Below are 16,595 nucleotides of genomic sequence, written 5' to 3' on the forward strand. Positions count from 1 at the left end.
CTATTTAAGAATGTATGACATGTTGAAGCAATGCCGGACACACTTCGCGTGAAAGTCTGTCAGCTTCTTTTGCTATTTGCTTTGCTTCGTTGGCACATTTGTAGATATTGACGATAGCACGTTGAACGTCAATGGGAGGGAGAGGTATTTTTACACGACACATCTCATCAAATTCAAAAAATTCATGTGCACTTCCTTTGGACATATAACGAGCATATCTATCAAATTCAGGTCGTGACACCCACATCCATAAAAAATACGGCTCAATTATTTCCTCATTTGTGATTTTAAAGACTCCATAAGCTGAAGAAACTGTACAATCTGCTCCTGTTCTATAAGCCAGGGATATTTTTTCTCCGTTTCTTGTTGTTGCTCTATTATATCCGAACTGTCCAGTTCTCACAATCTTATCTGATTTAGAATTTAATGCGACTTGTTTCGGAGCCTGAAAAACTTTTGTATTTGCGATACCTTGAGATAATTGAACTGATAAATCGACATTTCGTTCATCACACTCTTTGATATACGGTCCAATTTCCTGTAAAGGATATTTATGCTTCAATTCCTGTATATAGCTTTGGCAGACTTGCATAAGAGGAGCAGCCTTAGCCTCGTTTTGTTCTTTGATCTCCCTAAATGCTTTCCATACATTCACCACTTTCTGTTGTTCGTCAGGAGATGGCAACGGAATAAGTAATTCGCTCAATTTATTTAGGTTGTATTCTGCTCTTTGACTACCAAAGTTGTCGTAATCTACATATCTGTAAAACTCATTTCGCCTAAGATAGAGAGTTAAAAACTCTGCAGATAATACTGATTGGTGTTCTTCCTTTATATAAAATACTTGATATAGGTGAGAGACAATACACATTCCTCCTGTTCTATAAGCCAGGGAACCGATATTTAATCTTGATGGGTTATAAACAATATCACCATGTCTAACAACTTTATAAGGCTTCAGATTGATATTATCAGTAAGAGCTTTAGTCGGTTGGAACTCACCATCACTATTCACCCCTTCAATCAGATCAATACCATATTTAAGTGAAGAGTTGTTTTCACGTCTTGGAGAAATATAATCTCCCAATCTAACCCATTTTATATGACTTATCCCCATATCACTCCTCCATTCCGTGTTGTTCCAAGAAAAAACGTTTTTGCTGTTCTATCTCCCTGCTCAACTCTTCTTCCGTTGGCATATAGGCCATATATTTGGCTGCAAAAAGTTGCTCGCTACCATTAAGGACAGAGTATTTTGCCATTACCTTGTCGGTTTCAGTACAAAGCAGTATGCCTATTGTCGGGTTATCACTCTCATCTTTTACAAGGCCGTCATACATTCGTACGTACATATCCAATTGCCCCACATCTGCGTGTGTCAGAGGATGTGTTTTCAATTCAAACAACACGTAACGCTTGAGCTTGATGTTATAGAACACAAGATCAATGTAAAAATCACCTGTGTCCGTTGAAATGTGTTTCTGCCTGTCGACAAATGCGAAACCACGTCCCAATTCCATGATAAATTGTTGCAGATGATCTATTAAGGCTTGCTCCAACTCGCTCTCGTCATATTTGCTGTCCTTACGAAAACCTAAAAACTCGGCAACCACCGGACTCTTTATATATTCCAATGGATCATTGACTTCAATATCGGGGGATGGCACTACCAGCCCTTCCCTTACACAAGCCATACGGCGGCCATAGTATTGTGTACCGATGTTGCGATTGAGTGTCCTCACACTCCACATCTGTTCCGATGCCTCTTTTACATACCACTCTCTGGCCTTAGGGTCTGCAACCTGTATAATCGAGCGGAAGTGCGACCATGTCAGATTGTGAACACGCGTGTTCACAATCTCCAAATCATTAAAACACAGGTAAAATTGGCGGAAGTAATCCAAATTGCGTTTACTGAATGTACTACCGTATTTAGGTGCCAGTTGCTCTGCTAATGTTTTAATCAACCGGGTGCCATACTGCGCACGAACTTCTCCATGCTGTTCTTCTTCCACTATTCGCCGCCCAATGTGCCAATAAGTAAGTACAGCAATCTGATTAGCAGCCGCGTATGCCTGTTGACGACCTTGTTCAATGATACTCCGAATATCAGAGACCAGTTTATCAGTTGTCATACCATGTTGCAGCTTATTCTTTTCCATAACCTAAAACTTTGAAAGCGTTTATAAGTTCCGTTTCGTTTGCATCCCATCTTTTCTTCAATTCATCAAATTTACAACTCATTTCTGAAAGGGCAGACTTATAGTCTATTTCCGTATCACGGTCTATAAATTCAATGTATCTGGATGGCACAAGAGAATATCCCTTTTCTTGAATTTCGTTACGATGTGCAGCATAGTATAATTCCGGCTCTGCATACTCGGCAAAATTCTCGGTTTGCCAATCGAGGTATATTTGACGTACTCTGTCTATTTCCGTTTCCGACAAGCGGACGTATTTCTTTTCGTATATGTCATTGTTCCATGTCCGCAAGTCAATGAAAAGAATTTCACCTGTACGGTCGCGAAGTTGTCTGCCATGCCATGGACCGCCTTTCTTGTTGTTATTCAAAATCCAAAGGGTGACGGATATATCGGTAGAATAGAACATGTTTCGCGGCAAAACGATAATAGCTTCTACTTTGTCGCTTTCGATTAGCTGTTTGCGTATTCCCTGCGTATCACTATCATCCAAAGCACCATTGGCAAGCAGGAATCCTGCGATTCCACGACTGACATTCAATTTGTTCAAGATATGAAGAATCCACGCATAGTTGGCATTGCTGGCAGGAGGAACTCCATAGCTTTGCCATCGGGGATCAGTCTCAAAACCTCCGTATTCGGCATATTTCTTCAAATTGAACGGCGGGTTAGCCATGATGTAATCAAACTTAAGTTCCTTATGCTGGTCATCAGAGAAAGTGGAGACAGCTCTATCACCCAAATGGTAAGAGATACCTCGGATAGCCAGATTCATCTTTGCAAGGCGATAGGTTGCCGGCTCTGATTCCTGCCCATACACATTGACAGCTTTAGTGTTTCCGCCGTGAGCCTCTATGAACTTTGCAGCTTGAACAAACATACCTCCGGAACCACAGCAAGGGTCATAGACCGTCCCATCAAAAGGTTCAATAAGAGAAGCGATAAGCTCTACGATAGAATGCGGCGTGTAAAATTCTCCTTCCTCTTTGTCTGCGTTGATGGAAAAAGCCTGTAAGAAATACTCATATACACGGCCTATGAGGTCGTGATCATTAAATTTCTGGGGATCTATCTTGTTTATTTCATCCACTACGCTTTTCAAAACTCCCGGTTCAAGGGCTGTTTTCGTGAAAATTTGCTGTGGAAGAGCATTTTTCAACTTAGGTTCGTTGTCATCCAAAGTTTTTATGGCCGTATCGAAAGCAATGGCCATACCAGTAGGCGAGGTAAGAATCAACTTATCCCAAAATGTTTCATCCGTTAGAAAAAACACTCCGTCCTGCATATATTGGTTGGGGCGAGAAAGTTGCAATTCAATGAAATCCGTATCATTAATGCCCTGTACTTCCACTATTTCATGCCTGATTTTCTCCTTTTGCTGTTTGAACCGTTCTCCTATGAATTTCAGGAATACAAGGGTCAACAGCAAATCGCGCTTATCTGTCATGGCTGCACGCCCACGCAGACTGTTACGACAGTTGAAAAGTATCGTTTCAAGAGTCTCTTCCTTTATCGGTTTATTCTGTTTCTTAGCCATTCTATTATTTTATCAGTTCTGTATTTAACTTAAAAGCATTTGCATCAATCCCCATTTGGTAAATCTTAATGTCAGGATTTAACTTTCGTGCAACGCTTATTATTTTTGATTTTTCATCTGCATTCATGTTGATTCCTAAATAGACAGACTCGAAACACTCTCCTCCGATTTTAGGAAAAGCTCGTACTTCCTTCCTATCAATCGGACCTTTATCATCATTCTGATCCGGTAATAATGCCATATATGTGGGACTAGGGTCTAAAATAAATAGCCTAATCTCTTGTTCATGCTCCCAAGCTTTTGCCTTTGTGGATAACTGATAATGGAAGAAATCTTTTGCATTCCTGAAATAATCAGGCTTCTCTACAATATCTTTATATTGGATTTCCACTTCGGAACAACCAATCATGATTTTTCCTTGTATTTTCGAAAGATACTTTTGGGCTTTTTCCATATCCAAACCAATACAGATACCTTTATGTTTGCTATAATAGCTCCACATCAAAATTGAATCATGTATCTTGGAAAGACTACATATCCACACCTCTTCTCTGGTTCTACGAAATAGATCTCTTTCCAATTCTTCGATTATTTCCGAAGTCAATCCTCCACACGCTTCTTGCGGAACATTGGAGAAATCAATTAACGATGGGTGGCAATCAAACGGGTCGTTCAACTGCGTAGCATTGGTAAATTGAAGATTACTATAATGCAACATCATCAATCCGCCATTGAAATCAAGATACTTATATAATTTATCTGTCTCCATAAACTTATTATTCCGTCCTCAATAAGTCATCCACAGTGACACCCAAAACTTTGGATATTTGAATTAGCGTTTCCACATTGGGTTGTGTTGTATTGGTAACCCATTTGGAGATTATAGCGGGATCTTTATCCAATTGTTCAGAGAGCCATTTATTACTTCTGTTTTTCTCTGCGAGAACGACTTTGATTCGGTTCAGTAATTTACGTTCCATATTCGTATGTCTATCCAATGTGACTACAAAGGAACAAATTATCTAGGAATATATTTGATATTACAGGTTATATATTGCGGAAGAAGTACAAAAAAGTGACTAAAACATCAATTTTAGCAATGCAAGTTTATGACATTTACTCTTTAGGGGGATGATAAACTCCGTTTTTACCCTCATATACAGGAACGGTTATTTTTGAATATTATATCTTTTATGGGAACTATATGGTATCAAATCTATAAGAGAATGATATATAATGACTATATATCAGATTGACACAAATCGCACTTCGGTTCAAGAGTGAAAAAAATATTGAAATCAAATACATAACTTCCGGTTTACAGTTGAAACAGGAGACACCCTGAAAAGGTAGGTCTCCTGTTTTTTCTCTTATTTCCGCAAACATTTTCACAATTGAACATTTAGCCTTTCAAACATTTAATTTATTTTTTATGTTTGCAGCTATAAAACCGAGGACAAACCTTTAACATTCCTTCTTTATGAATAGATTAACCTCTTTGATACTTATTTCTTTCCTCTTTTTCTGTAGTTCTTGCATTTCCAAGAAAAAATACCTCATAGCTGAAAACGGACGCCTTTCGGCTATCGAAAGAGGAGAAAAGTTACGGAAAGAACTGTCGGACTGCAAGGATGAAAATTCCCGACAGACCCTCCGTATCGACAGTCTGCTGACAGACACAACAGAATTAGGCGGAATCATCCGGGCTTATCGGAATCTTCTCTATTCCAATAAATCGGAACAGGAAAAATTAAACGCTATGATCCGGGAAAAAATGTCTGCTCTAGACGATAGGGAGAAAACTATACGTGAGCTGCAAAAACTGATCGATTCCCAAAACCTGAAAGTAAAAGAACTTTTGAGCAGTATCCAAGAGGCTTTAATGGGTTTCGGAAGTGATGAACTGAGTGTGCGGCAAAAAGACGGGAAAATATATGTCGCCATGTCAGATAAGCTTTTATTTGAATCAGGAAGCGCTAAAGTAGACAAAAGAGGTAAAGAAGCTTTATCCAAATTAGCCGGAGTATTAAATAAACAGACGGATATCGATGTTTTTATAGAAGGACATACCGATTCTAAACCTATCCATACGGTTCAATTCAAGGATAATTGGGACCTGAGTGTGATCCGTGCAACCTCCGTCGTCCGTATTCTGACGAAAGACTACAAAGTTAGTCCTTTGCAAATCCAACCTACCGGAAGGGGAGAATATATGCCTGTTGCCGACAACAAAACAGCCGATGGCCGGACTTTAAACCGACGAACTGAAATTATTATTGCCCCCAAATTGGATAAACTGTTGAAACTTTTACAAAACTAGACAAGACAACAGGATTTTCCGTTCAGTCTTAACGCCTACAGAAAAAGAAGCTATCTTAAAAATGCTTTTAGGATAGCTTCTTCTTTACATCAATTTTTCTTACTTCGCCCAACCTGCTGCCTGGATCTGTTCGAAATCGATAAGATCAGTACAGCCGGTAAAACAATCATTAAAAGTAGTGGGTTTTTTGAAAACAGTGGTATGCTCAGCCCTTTCATACAAATGCACCTTTACTCCCTCTACCATTGTATAAGGGGATTCTCCTTTCAATTTTGTACCCGAGAATGCAAAACTAAAAGTAGTCACATTAAGACAATCGTCGAAAATACTAACAGGTACGGTTTCCAAAGCAGAACAGGCATAAAAAATCTGTCCAAAACCCGTCACTTTTGTACAGTTTTCAAAAGTATTAGCCGGAACTTCTTTCAGTGCACACCATTTAAATGTTCCGAAAAAATCTGTCACCGCCGGATTATTAGCAAAGAGTCCCTCCGGAATAGAAGCTAATTTACTACAACCGTCAAAGCAACTTCTAAAAGTAGTGACAGCCTTGCAGGCAGAAAATAGTCCTGCCGGTAAAGTAACCAACGCAGAACAGCCATTAAAACATTCTCTGAAAGAAGTCACTTTCGGACAATTATTAAAAATTCCCGCAGGAATTTCTTCCAAAGCAGCAGCTTTATAAAAAGCCTTCTCGAAAGTGGTAACAGCCAGGAAAGATTCGTTTACGTCATTTGCAACAGATTTCAGATTTGAGCAATTCCAGAAAGCTTCTTTTAAGGAAGTCAAGCCTGTATTCCCCCATTGCTTTACAGCCGTAAAGTATTGAAAAGCATCTTTGTAGGTTACATTAAAAATAGCCTTATTTGTTCCTAATCCTGTCACTTTTCCTGAAATCTTTACCTCATATACACCTTCCTGAGCGTAAACATGGGTAGGCGTAACCGTTGTGACCGTTTCGACTTCACTCCCATCTCCCCAATCTACCGAACAATCTACTGTCCCCAACAAAGGCAACACAGCCGTAGCATTTGCAGGCACTGACAATTCAAAAATCATGGCTTCGGCCAGTGAAGACGCCTCCTGAACAACAGTAACAGTCTGCCCGGCATAATTTTGCTCAATACCGGCCACAATCATAATTTCCGCTGTCAAAGCATCATAAGAGGAATTTTTAGGAGCCGTTACAATCAAATAATCATTCTCGGCTTTTAATTCCAACCACTCTTGTTCACATACATACTGCCATACATGAGTATTCTGCATCTTGAGATGTATGGTATCTACACCTCCGGCCATTGTAAAATGAATGGAAGCAGGATCGACCGTTAAAGTCACCGCCGGAGCAGCTTCCTGAACAATCGGAATAACAGCCGTTTCCAAATTTTCCCCTTCACCTGAAACGATTGTAAGCTCTGCTGTAAGCGCCACCGGATATAAATTCTCCTCTGCCGTAACCCTTACTTTATTATCCGATTTTACGATGGTAAAGACAGTATTGGAAATACTGATACTCCACAATTTCTGGTTCGTCTTTACTTCTACCTCTAAAGATCCTCCCTTTATCGGAAATTCCAACTTTTCGGGTGTAACCGCTAAATCAGCCCCTTCTACTCCGCTCTGCTTTACAGTCAGTTTACAAGTTGCATTGTTTTCAACACTGCCAGCCCGCACCTCAACGACAGCTTCCCGGGAAGTGACGTGTTTATTTTGCGCTACCGTCAAGACAAGTGTATCTCCGTTCTGACGAATCTCAAACCAATCTTTTCTTTCTTCTACCCGATAAATCCAGTCGGTCTGATTAGTCTCTACAATAACTGACAAAGTTCCTCCCTGATCTGTAAAATCGACATTTCCCCTGCTTCCGTCTTCCGACAGTGTAATCGGAAACTCCTCTAAACCGGACACCAAATCCAGTTTAGCTATTGCTATCGTATTTTCGTCATCGGAACAGGCTCCAAACAGTAAGACTATTCCGAATATAATAAAAAATAATTTTTTCATGTTCCTCTATATAATCTATTATTTATTCCAAGCAGAAGGCATCGTATTATAATCACTCAATCCATTACAATTCCGGAAGCAGGCATCGTATTCGTTAAGTGTCACAAATTCTCCCCCGTAATTTCTTCTCTCATACAAATGCACTTTTTTCCCGCCAATTTCCGTGTAAGGAGATTCCCCCGTCAACGAGACACAATCCCGGAAAGTTCCCTTAAAAGAAACGACCTTCCGGTTATTATCAAACAATCCGGCCGGAATACCGGTTAAAGAAGTACAGGAAGTAAAACAATAAGAAAAAGTAGAAATCTCCGGACAATTTCGAAACAGTTCTTCCGGAATAGATGTCAAACTATAACAATAAGTAAATATTCCCACCATTTTTTCAGCTAACGTACAATTATTGAACAACTTTGCCGGAATATTTATCAAAGACTGAGCATTCCGGAAACAATAAGAAAAATCGGTTACTTTCAGACAATTCGCAAATAAATTTTCAGGAATAACCCGCAAAGTCATACAGTTTGTAAAGCAACTGTTAAAGTCAACCGCTTCTATACAATCTTTAAAAAGTCCTTCCGGTAATTCCACAAGGGGACAATCTCCAAAAGTATATACAAAAATCGTCGCCTTACTGCAATTCTCAAACATCCGGACCGGAAGTGAAGTCAAAGCCGTACATTTATAAAAACAATCGCGGAACGTCTCAGCGTTCACAGCACTTGCAAAAAGGCCTTCCGGTAATTCTTTCAAAGCTGTACAATTACTAAAAGCATTTTCAAAAGAGGTAACTTCAGCAAAAGAATCATCCGTATCAGGAGGCAATGACTCAATGTTGATACACCGATAAAAAGCATACCTCAAAGCAGTCAGTCCGGTCTTACCCCACTGTTTGATTCCGGAAAGGCATGCTCTCTGTTCATCCGAAAATCCAATCATGGAATACAATTCCGGGACTTCTCCAGAAATCCGGACAAGATAAGTACCGGCTGAAGTATACATGTGTCTGGGAGGAGCAACCGATATATTGTCTATTTTCATATCTATTTCTTCCGTCTGTCCATCGCCCCAATCTACGGAACATTTAACCAGTCCGCATATCGGTAACATAATCTGAGTCCGGGCCGGAACGGTATACTCCAATACCAAACTGTTATCATTTTGTACAACCGTAATGACAGCAGTGTCCGCATTTTCCTCTACTCCGGCAGTGACCAAAAGAGTAGCCGTCAACTGCTCTCCCGTTTCATTTTTCGCCGCTTTCAAAATCAAAGAACTATTTCCTTTCTCTACAGTCAACCAACCGGCAGAAGGAACAGCATCCCAAATTTCCTGATTTGTTTCCAGCTTCACTTCCGCAGTTCCCCCAGCGCAAGAAAGCGCAACCTTGTCCACGCTAAGCGTCAGAGAAGCGTCTTCCACCAAAGGTGTCTGTATCACTTCCTCCTCCTCATCCGAACAAGCTCCGAAAATAAGGAATACTCCAAGAATCAGATAAAAAATTTTCATAACATTAATTTTAGGTTTATAATTAGATAAATAGTTAATATTTTAAAAGCAAAAAAACAAAGCTCTCCAAAGCTCCTCTGTTTTATGAAAGCCACTTTTTCATTTTTTAAGATATTTTAAAAACAAAAATATAATTTTATCTTAAAAATTAGTAAATATCATCTTAAAATACTTCTCTATTATTATTCATTTTGCAAAATCTATTCCAATGTTATAAAAAGCGAAAAAACTTGAATGAATACACTCATTTTCTAAATTACAAAATCTGATTAAAAAATACGAACGAAAAAGAATCAATTAAAAATTTTTGTTAAAATACAAGAAGAACATACATACAATTTTCAAACGCCACTCCCTCGTCAGCAGAAAGAAAATGCTAGTGAAAGCAGGCCAAATAGGAGAAAACGATTTTTTAAGGGGAAAAAATTCCGAAAGCCAGCCAGGCAAAAGAACATAAACTCCCCAAAATTACACAAAAGGGACGTGCCCTAATGTGTAAATTTCGATTATGTCTGCACTATCAAAGATTACCCAAAACCAAAATAAAAAAGAGGTGAAAACATTGTTTTCCACCTCTTCTGAAGTAAGTTGTTGTTTTTCAAGAGAGCCACTTGCGAGACTTGAACTCGCGACCTACGCATTACGAATGCGTCGCTCTACCAGCTGAGCTAAAGTGGCATTTGCGGCTACAAAAGTAATAATTATTTGATAAGAAAAAATCAATTCTACAAAAATTATATAGCTATAAAGTTATTTTTATTTACCTATAAGCATAATTTTCCTTTCTTTTCACTTTATTCCCCTACGACCTGAAATACCTGCCGCAAAGTATTGCCTTCATCGTCTACAACTGTCAAAACATGCTTTCCTTCTGGAATATCGACCTCTATTTGATGAATATACCGGGTATCTCCCACATACCGATCATCAATATGCCAATAGACCTCTGCTGAAGAATTCCGGTGAGCCAGTTCAAATACAACAGCACTTCTCCGACCGCCGAAATCCCGGGGCACAAATACCCGCATTCCTTTCTGCGGATAAATCATTTCCATAACATCCCCCCTATCCGGTTCACAATCGGGACGATAAGGAGGAAGCTTCCGATAATCGCTATGAGTACGGGTATAATACCACTCCTGCACAGGCGTCAATACGAACCAAGGCTTTACCTGTATTTTATAAACCGGTTCACAATCCGAATTTACCTGCCATTTTTCCGTAGCATCCAAACTCACGAAACGATGATAAGGACAAATTGTAGTCCTTGTTCCGGCTCCGCATACTTCAAGGGTATCTTTTTCTTCGCAAATCATTGAAGCCCGATAGCCACTCTTGCGACATACCACCACCTCCTGCATTTCTTCTGCCGGTTTATACAAATGTCCTTCTACAGGCAACAATCCCGCCACCTCAAAAAGAATAGGAGCAGCAGCTCTCACCCCTACTAATCCCGGGCGCCCCTCCCCATCGGAGTTCCCTACCCAAACACCAATAACCCAATCTGCATTCACACCAATAGCCCAGGCATCCCGATAGCCGAAACTAGTCCCGGTTTTCCAAGCCAAATCCAAACGGGATGCAAAATTTTTCCAACCCGACTCCAATTCCGGTCGCTCGACCTCCCGCAATGCTTTTAATGTCAACCAAATGGAGGCCGCACTTAAAGGAGCTCTATCGGGAGTACAAGGGGTCTGTACGAAGAGATCCCCGCTTTGAGAAGATACTTTCTTTTCTTTCCAAAGTTTCAAGCGGTCATATTCTCCTTCATAATATTGTCCGTCCGCTTCATTATAATGCCGTAAAACGGACACCATACCCCCATACATATTACATAAATCCCACAAAGAGGTTTCTCCTCCTCCCAAGATAAGACTCAATCCATAATCGTCAGCCGGCCGGTTCAAACTGTGGATACCTAAGCCTTTCAACTCCCTGTAGAAACGGTTGTAATTATACTCTTTCAATAAGCGGACAAAGGGAATATTCAACGACATCGACAAAGCTTTATCCGCTGGCACAACTCCTTGAAAAGTACGATTAAAATTCGAAGGTGCATATCCCCCAAAACGGGAAGGGACATCCGGAATTAACGTCTTCGGCAAAATATAGCCGTTGTGTTGCATCAAAGCATATAAAGCCGGTTTCAAAATACTGCCTGAGCTCCGGACTGCCGGAATGATATCGACCTCATTTCCCCGGCTATTTCCCCAAGCCGGGGTATTCCCGATATAAGCCCGGACTTCTCCGGAAGGAATATGCGCCACTAAAACGGCAGCATTGTAAATATGATTTCCTCCCAGCATCCGATTGTGGCGACGTACAATTTCCGATACAGCTTTTTGTAAATAGGAATCTATATACGAATGACAGACCTCTCCCTTGCGGGTAATGTCTGCACGGGCTAATAAATGAGGAGCAATATTTTCCGGATAATATACATTTTCAGGCATAGGCTCTTCCAAAGCTAACCGATAATCCTCCTCTTCTATTTTACCTAAGCGATAGAGTTCCTTCAACAAACGATTTCTCTTTTCTTTCAACAAACGAACATTATTCAAAGCCGGCGCATTGGGCAAAACAGCTAAAAAAGCAGCTTCCGCCCAACTCAACTGCCCCGGATCCCGATCGAAATATTTCAATGCAGCCGCCTGTAAACCCACAATATTTTTACCGAATGGGGCATGAGCTGCATAAAGTTGTAAAATTTGTTCTTTGGAATAACTTTGTTCCAAACGGAGCGTTAAGAAAATCTCCCAAAACTTTTCCCGATAAGTACGGGGAGGATTTTTCCGGGCCAAGCGGATGACTTGCATACTGATCGTACTGCCTCCACTTACTACTCTTCCCGCCTTTATATTCCGATACATTGCCCTTGCCAAGGCAAACCAATCCACTCCCTTATGCTGCCAAAAACGCTTGTCTTCAAACGCGAATAGAGCCTCCTTGTACTTATCTGGCAAAACATTTGTTCCCGGAAACCGAAACTGCTCATCCTGGGCTACTTTTACCCCCATAATCTCTTCCTTTCGATCCAACAAGAGAGTGGAGTAAGAAACCTCAAACAAGGGGTTGGGCAATGCGTTCCACCAAAAAATCAAATACAGTAGATATAAAACTGAAAATAATATATAAAATCGATTTAACTTCATTTTTTCAATCCGTTAAAAGAGGATAAGCATTCCCTTGATCGGGTAAAGATATAAAAAGAAAAACTCCGGGAAAATATCTTCCAATAACTTGTTTCTTATCATTTCTATCTTCTTTTTTCTCGATAACAAGCCCTCAACGGGTAATAAAATGCACAAATCGATCGGCAAAATGAAGATACAATAAGATCCAAACCAGAAAGCGCAGGAATCGGCCTAGCAACATATAAAAGGCAGAAAGCTTGGGATTTACCTTATAAAAGCCCAAAGCAATCGCAAACAGATCTCCCACAAAGGGTAACCAGGTAAAAAAAGCCAAACCATATCCGTATTTATCAATACGGCTCTTTTGACGGGATAATTGTTCCGGCTTTACTTTAAACCATCGTTCCAGCCATTTCCATTTTCCCAACCAACCGATCCAATAAGATGTCAGTCCCCCTAACCAATTCCCCACAGTAGCGATCAGCAAACATCCCCACACATTTCCCCCTAGAGCAAGCACCCCGATTAAAAGTAAATCGGCACTGAAAGGTACAATAGTTGAAGCCAAAAAAGAACCGATAAAAAGTCCCCAATAACCTAGATCAATCAACGAATCCATAATACGTTCAAAAATAGGGAGAAATCTACAAAAGTTCAAGGATAAAAACGTATAAGTGTACAACTACATTAGTAGATTCGTTGCATTCGCCTGCTAAACGGGCACCCCTTCTTTAAAACATAAATGCTGGAAACGTTTAAACATCTTTACCTTTAAGCTTTTATACATTTAAACGATTTACAATAAAACTAAAAAACTTTTGCCGATTATTTTTCTTTCTATTAAATTTTTGTATTTTTGTGATCTGAAAATTTAACAACAAAATCAAAATGTGTTAAATTTACAACTTTTCAGAGGTTTTATATCATTAAAATAACATAGTATGAATATCTATTTTAGCTTTAAGGAAATATTTAGTGCTTTTATTGTACTTTTTGCAGTTATCGATATACTAGGATCTATCCCCATTATTTTAGCTTTAAAAGCTAAAAACAAAACAATCAGTGCAGAAAAAGCTGCCATTTTTTCTTTTGTCATACTGGTGGCCTTTTTATTTGTCGGAAATTCTTTACTGGCCTTGTTCAATGTAGACATTTCTTCTTTTGCCATGGCCGGAGCTTTGGTAATTTTTGTTTTGGCTGTAGAAATGATTTTTGGAATAGAAATATTCAAAAACGACGGGCCTACGGATTCGGCCACTCTTGTACCGCTTGTATTTCCTTTAATTGCCGGAGCGGCTTCGTTCACGACATTATTGTCGTTACGGGCGGAGTATAATATATTAAACATCATCATTGCTGTAGCTTTAAATTTATTATTCGTTTACTTTGTACTGAAAAAAGTGGATTATGTACAACGGGTAATTGGCAAAGGGGGAGTGTATGTCATGCGAAAATTTTTCGGAATCATATTACTTGCTATTGCAGTACGTCTTTTCACTGCTAATCTCAGTACATTACTGGATTCCTTAAAATAAATCAAAGGTGATCGATAAAATGAACAAAGCGGTTGGCATAAATCAGGTATAGAATCACCCACAAAAGAAAACGAGACATTCGACTTAAATACATCAGAAAAAGAGTCAATTTCGGTTTTGTCCGGTAGAATCCGAGTGCTACACTCGATACATCGCCGACAACCGGAATCCAGACCAATAAAGCCAATAAACTGCCGTATTTATCAATTTTCTTTTTTTGCTTTTCCAGTTGTTCCTCTTTTAAATGAAACCAACGTTTCATTTTCTCCTTATTGCCCGAATAACCGATATAATAAATGATCAATCCTCCCAACCAGTTGCCCGTTGTTGCAATAAAAAGGCAGCCCCAAGGATTAATACCTGCAGCCAACATCCCGACAAAAAGGATATCCGCCCCAATGGGTAAAAATAAAGATGATAAAAAAGACCCGGCAAATAAGCCGTAATATCCGTATTTGGAAAGTAATTCGGCTATTGTAAGGGTGATTATGTCAAGCCCCATAATTTACTATTTTATTAGGAGGCTTACGAAAAATGAATAATAAGGTTTAAAAAGAAAAACAAGAAATAAGGCCGGAAAAGTATGCAACACACCTTTCAAAATGCCTTTTGATTTTGTACAGATAGCTCTTTTATTTAAAAGCTTCTGTTATCGGCCGTCCAATCCACACCTGAGGTTGTTTTAATCCGAATATCCAGGCAATAGTTGCTGCCGTATCATAAATCATTGTACTATTATTTATGACACTTCCAGCCCGTACACCTTTCCCAAACACAACAAAAGGAATTTGCATTTCCTGTAATGTCTTTCCTCCATGTCCCTTCTCTTTGCCTCCGTGATCGGCGGTAAGGATAAAAACCGTTTCTTCATAAATTCCGGCATCTTGTACAGCTTGTACAATCTGGGCAATTTTACCATCCAATTCTTTTAATTTCGCATAATATTCAGGAGTATCATGTCCGTATTTATGCCCCACCTCATCCGGATTATTAAAAGCAATCATCATAAAAGTAGGCTTTTTCTCCCGGATATATTGCACTGCATCCTGAACAATAGGATCCGACTGCTCTTCCACAGGCGGTACATGAGCAAAATGATTGACAGCTTCTCTTTCACATAAATATTGCATTCCATCCCATTCAAAGACATAACCGATTTCCGCATCAGGCCTTTGATCCCTCAACAAACCAATTACTGTCGGAAACAGCCCGTAAGGAGAAAGTTCCCGGGAAGGGATCTCCGGTTTCTTGCTCCCCCAAGTCGTAAAACCATGGATCTCAGGGCTAGCTCCCATTATCATAGAGGCCCAATTGCACGCACTGGAAGAAGGTAAAACGGACCGAGATTCTAAAGTATAAGCTCCGCCTTTCATCATTATTCTCACCGTAGGCATATCGGCCTGAGGAATACTATAAGCCCCCCAACCATCCAAGCCAATCAAAACAACATGTTTCACCCCTTTTACCTTTCCAAAAAGCAAAGCTGTCACAAACAAAAAACCGATTAATAAAATAGTCCTTTTCATGATTCTTACATTCACTTTATTATTTAACACAGTAGCCAAATATATCACTTTTTTAAATAAAATTTTACTTTTCCGGAAAACTTTTACAAGTCCCGGAAATATAACTCCATCCGTAAATAAAAAATTATTAATATAAGGCAGTTAGGTACTAAAATTGGGGATCAATATACTTTCTGATGCCACTATTGAATAATCGGATTTTCTAATATTCAAAATCTTCCGGAAATAACACAATCGTTATCATAAACAGATCATAGAATAAAACTTAAACAGACGTTGTTTCTTTCTATTCAGGTCCCCAAATTATCCCTTTTCTTCTGGAAAAAGCTCTATGCATCATTCAAAAAAGTCGAAAAATAGTTTTAACATCATTTCCCGATAATTTTCATCCTTTAAGTTGTTTTTTCAGACCAGTTGAAAAATTTATAGGTAAAAAATACAAAGAAAAGAATATTCGACTATAAATTCAATTATTTTATAGCAGTCTACAAAGTCGAGTAAAGACAGAAAGAGGAGGACAAAACAACGTTTTTACAAGGGAAACTCTTTTAAGCCGAAAGGAGATAATCTCTTAAAAATAAAAATCACTCAGCCTTAAGGGATGTATCCCTCCAATACCACTACAACTCTAATTTTCATCCAGAGGGACGGACCTTTTTTGCGAAAAACAGATATTCTTAAGAATAAATTGAAGTAAAAATTACACAATAGGGACGTGCCCTACTGTGTAAATCCAATTAGGATTGTTTACTTTGACACTTACAAAAATAATCATGGATAAGAGTTACCAATTTTCAGAAAACTCTATATTGAAGCAAAAATTACACAGTAG

The 16,595-nt window shown here is 39.2% G+C and carries 13 protein-coding genes and 1 tRNA gene; 2 read left to right on the top strand and 12 right to left on the bottom strand.

Annotated elements, in window-relative coordinates:
* Positions 1-4: 4 nt before the first annotated feature.
* From HMPREF9449_RS09620 to HMPREF9449_RS09640, 5 genes are read right to left on the bottom strand one after another with little or no spacing between them, the layout of a single operon-like run.
* Complete coding sequence (locus HMPREF9449_RS09620; protein ID WP_009137070.1) at positions 5-1,087, bottom strand: restriction endonuclease subunit S; 1,083 nt, start codon at positions 1,085-1,087, stop codon at positions 5-7.
* A gap of 31 nt (positions 1,088-1,118) precedes the next feature.
* The gene (locus tag HMPREF9449_RS09625; protein ID WP_040611327.1) at positions 1,119-2,162 is read right to left on the bottom strand and encodes a PDDEXK nuclease domain-containing protein; all 1,044 of its coding nucleotides are present in this window, start codon (positions 2,160-2,162) and stop codon (positions 1,119-1,121) included.
* A complete protein-coding gene (locus tag HMPREF9449_RS09630; RefSeq protein ID WP_009137072.1) occupies positions 2,149-3,738 on the bottom strand; it encodes an N-6 DNA methylase in 1,590 nt (529 codons plus the stop codon). Before HMPREF9449_RS09630 ends, HMPREF9449_RS09625 begins: the two co-directional genes overlap by 14 nt.
* 4 nt (positions 3,739-3,742) lie before the next feature.
* A complete protein-coding gene (locus HMPREF9449_RS09635; RefSeq protein ID WP_009137073.1) occupies positions 3,743-4,507 on the bottom strand; it encodes a DUF2971 domain-containing protein in 765 nt (254 codons plus the stop codon).
* Positions 4,508-4,514: 7 nt separating this feature from the next.
* Positions 4,515-4,718: a helix-turn-helix transcriptional regulator gene (locus HMPREF9449_RS09640; protein WP_004329795.1), complete on the bottom strand. Its 204-nt coding sequence runs from the start codon at positions 4,716-4,718 to the stop codon at positions 4,515-4,517.
* Between the two features lie 500 nt (positions 4,719-5,218).
* On the opposite strand from HMPREF9449_RS09640, the gene HMPREF9449_RS09645 reads away from it, so the two are divergent.
* Positions 5,219-6,058, top strand: a complete 840-nt coding sequence (locus HMPREF9449_RS09645; RefSeq protein ID WP_009137074.1) for an OmpA/MotB family protein — start codon at positions 5,219-5,221, stop codon at positions 6,056-6,058.
* 99 nt (positions 6,059-6,157) lie between these two features.
* Here HMPREF9449_RS09645 and HMPREF9449_RS09650 read toward each other — a convergent pair whose 3' ends face one another.
* From HMPREF9449_RS09650 to HMPREF9449_RS09670, 5 genes are all read right to left on the bottom strand, one after another.
* Complete coding sequence (locus HMPREF9449_RS09650) at positions 6,158-8,062, bottom strand: BACON domain-containing protein (RefSeq protein ID WP_009137075.1); 1,905 nt, start codon at positions 8,060-8,062, stop codon at positions 6,158-6,160.
* A gap of 18 nt (positions 8,063-8,080) precedes the next feature.
* Positions 8,081-9,568 (bottom strand): BACON domain-containing protein, encoded by a 1,488-nt coding sequence (locus HMPREF9449_RS15930; RefSeq protein ID WP_009137076.1) that lies wholly within the window; start codon positions 9,566-9,568, stop codon positions 8,081-8,083.
* Between the two features lie 605 nt (positions 9,569-10,173).
* A tRNA-Thr gene (locus tag HMPREF9449_RS09660) sits at positions 10,174-10,246 on the bottom strand.
* Between the two features lie 116 nt (positions 10,247-10,362).
* Entirely contained in the window at positions 10,363-12,669 is a 2,307-nt protein-coding gene (pbpC, locus tag HMPREF9449_RS09665) for a penicillin-binding protein 1C (protein WP_232211412.1), read from the bottom strand.
* Between the two features lie 184 nt (positions 12,670-12,853).
* Positions 12,854-13,321 carry a YqaA family protein gene (locus HMPREF9449_RS09670; RefSeq protein WP_009137078.1) on the bottom strand — a complete coding sequence of 156 codons (468 nt, stop codon included), beginning with the start codon at positions 13,319-13,321 and terminating at the stop codon, positions 12,854-12,856.
* 322 nt (positions 13,322-13,643) lie between these two features.
* Between HMPREF9449_RS09670 and HMPREF9449_RS09675 the strand changes: the two genes are divergently transcribed.
* Positions 13,644-14,237 (top strand): MarC family protein, encoded by a 594-nt coding sequence (locus HMPREF9449_RS09675; RefSeq protein WP_009137079.1) that lies wholly within the window; start codon positions 13,644-13,646, stop codon positions 14,235-14,237.
* 1 nt (position 14,238) lies between these two features.
* Here the strand turns inward: HMPREF9449_RS09675 and HMPREF9449_RS09680 are convergent, their stop codons facing one another.
* The gene (locus tag HMPREF9449_RS09680; protein ID WP_009137080.1) at positions 14,239-14,739 is read right to left on the bottom strand and encodes a YqaA family protein; all 501 of its coding nucleotides are present in this window, start codon (positions 14,737-14,739) and stop codon (positions 14,239-14,241) included.
* 130 nt (positions 14,740-14,869) lie between these two features.
* Positions 14,870-15,763, bottom strand: coding sequence for an alkaline phosphatase (locus HMPREF9449_RS09685; RefSeq protein WP_040611328.1), 894 nt, complete (start codon positions 15,761-15,763; stop codon positions 14,870-14,872).
* Between the last annotated feature and the right edge of the window lie 832 nt (positions 15,764-16,595).

Source organism: Odoribacter laneus YIT 12061, from assembly GCF_000243215.1.
In the GTDB taxonomy this organism is placed as follows: domain Bacteria; phylum Bacteroidota; class Bacteroidia; order Bacteroidales; family Marinifilaceae; genus Culturomica; species Culturomica lanea.